This is a genomic window from Kitasatospora sp. NPDC007106, assembly GCF_040634455.1.
GTDB lineage: Bacteria > Actinomycetota > Actinomycetes > Streptomycetales > Streptomycetaceae > Kitasatospora > Kitasatospora arboriphila.
Genome location: NZ_JBEYFP010001090.1, coordinates 1 through 1,724 on the forward strand (window position 1 = coordinate 1; position 1,724 = coordinate 1,724).

The window sequence follows — 1,724 nt, forward strand, 5'->3', positions numbered from 1 at the left end:
GGGCGCAGCCCGGCCCGCCCCCGCGGAGGAACGGCGGGGACGGGCCGGGTGCGGGCGGGTCCGGTGCCAGCGGGTCCGGTCCGGGCGGGCCGGGCGGTCAGCCCAGCAGGATGACCTCGAACGGCGACGCGTAGCGGGTGCCGAGCCGCTCGCCGGCCATCGCCCCGAAGGTCTCCAGCGTGCCGCGGGCGTCCGCCATGTCGCCGCCGAGTCCGTCGAGGTACGCGCGGTGCGCCTCCAGCGAGGCCACGCCGCGGTCGAAGGACTCCGTGGTGTCCACCGCGTGGCCGGAGTCCGGCGAGGCCGCGGCCCACAGCTGCCGGACGCCGTTCCACGGCTCGTGGCCCTCGTCCAGCAGGTCGCGGAAGACCCAGCGGTTGCCCGCGTCCCGGGCGGCGTCCAGGGTGGCGCGGCCGACCGCGATGTGGTCCGCCTGGTTGGGCCACGTCCCGCCGTAGGTCTCGCGGAAGTTGGTGGTGATCACGATCTCCGGGCGGTGCCGCCGGATCGTCCGGGCGATGTCCTTGCGCAGCGGCAGCCCGTACTCGACGACGCCGTCCTGGTGGCCGAGGAACTCCACCACGTCGACGCCGACGAGGGCCGCGGAGGCGATCTGCTCCTCCTCGCGGACCCGGCGGCAGGTCTCCGGGTCCATCGAGTCGATGCCGGCCTCGCCGCTGGTGGCCATCACGTAGACCACGCGCTTGCCCTGGGAGGTCCAGCGGGCGACGGCCGCCGCGGCGCCGTACTCCATGTCGTCGGGGTGCGCGACGACGGCGAGGGCGGTCTGCCAGTCCTCGGTGACCGGCTGGTACGGGGGTGGTGCCTGATCCGTCATGGTCAGTCGGCGCTCCTGATCGAGTAGTTGAAGTCGGTGTGGCCGAAGTGGCCCATCAGCCGGAGCCAGAACGGCATCAGCATCTCGGTGCCGCGGGCCGCGCTGATCCCGCCGAGGTCGACGATCTGGTCGCCGGGCCAGCCGAACTGCTCCAGCACCCCGCGGACGAGGGCCTTCGCCTCCGGGTCCTCCCCCGCGATGAACAGCTGGTGCGGACCGGGCACCCGGCCCGGGTCCACCATCAGCGGGGCGGACAGCGTGTTGAGCGCCTTGACCACCCGGGTCTCGGGGAACTCCCGCTGGATCTGCTCGCCGACGCTGTCGGTGTTGACCGGCTCCAGGCTGACCTCGCCGGTCGGCGAGAACACCAGCGGGTTGGAGACGTCGATCAGCACCTTGCCGGCCAGCCGCTCCGCACCGGCGAGCCGCAGCGCCGGCAGCGAGACCGTCCCGGCGGTGGCGTTGATCACCACCTCGCCGAAATCGGCGGCGTCGGCGAAGGTGCCGGCGTGGCCGTTCGGGCCGGACTGGTCCGCCCAGGAGACGGCCGCCGTGTTGTCCTTGGTGCGCGAGCCGAGGGTGACCTCGTGGCCCAGCGCGACGAGCTTGGCGGCCAGGGTGCGGCCCACCGTGCCCGTACCGATGATCCCGAATCGCATCGCAAGTCTCCCGTGTGTGGGGTCCCGTTCAAGGGTCGCTTCGTTGGGCGAGGACGCAGAACTCATTGCCTTCCGGGTCTGCGAGGACGACCCAGGGTGCCCCGTCCTGTCCGACGTCGGCCCGGCGGGCGCCGAGGGGGGGCGGGCGCGCGGCCCCCGGCCCCCGGGGGGGGGGGGGGGGGTGCAGGGGGTGGGGGGTGATCGGGATAGCACACCACTGTAAAACC

At 73.7% G+C, this 1,724-nt stretch carries 2 protein-coding genes and 1 pseudogene; all 3 read right to left on the reverse strand.

Translation table 11 applies throughout. The annotated features are described in order from the left end of the window. Positions 1-97 precede the first annotated feature (97 nt). Positions 98-838, reverse strand: a complete 741-nt coding sequence (locus ABZ641_RS36060) for a PIG-L deacetylase family protein (RefSeq protein ID WP_344627150.1) — start codon at positions 836-838, stop codon at positions 98-100. 2 nt (positions 839-840) lie between these two features. After that, a complete protein-coding gene (locus ABZ641_RS36065) occupies positions 841-1,497 on the reverse strand; it encodes an NAD(P)-binding domain-containing protein (RefSeq protein ID WP_359988686.1) in 657 nt (218 codons plus the stop codon). A gap of 28 nt (positions 1,498-1,525) precedes the next feature. Then, a pseudogene (locus ABZ641_RS36070) lies at positions 1,526-1,633 on the reverse strand (VOC family protein); the annotation flags it as partial. Positions 1,634-1,724 lie beyond the last annotated feature (91 nt).

Bases quoted from the DNA above. Each gene is read 5' to 3' on its own strand.
- ABZ641_RS36060 (WP_344627150.1), bottom strand. From the start codon at position 838: ATGACGGATCAGGCACCACCCCCGTACCAGCCGGTCACCGAGGACTGG.
- ABZ641_RS36065 (WP_359988686.1), bottom strand. From the start codon at position 1,497: ATGCGATTCGGGATCATCGGTACGGGCACGGTGGGCCGCACCCTGGCC.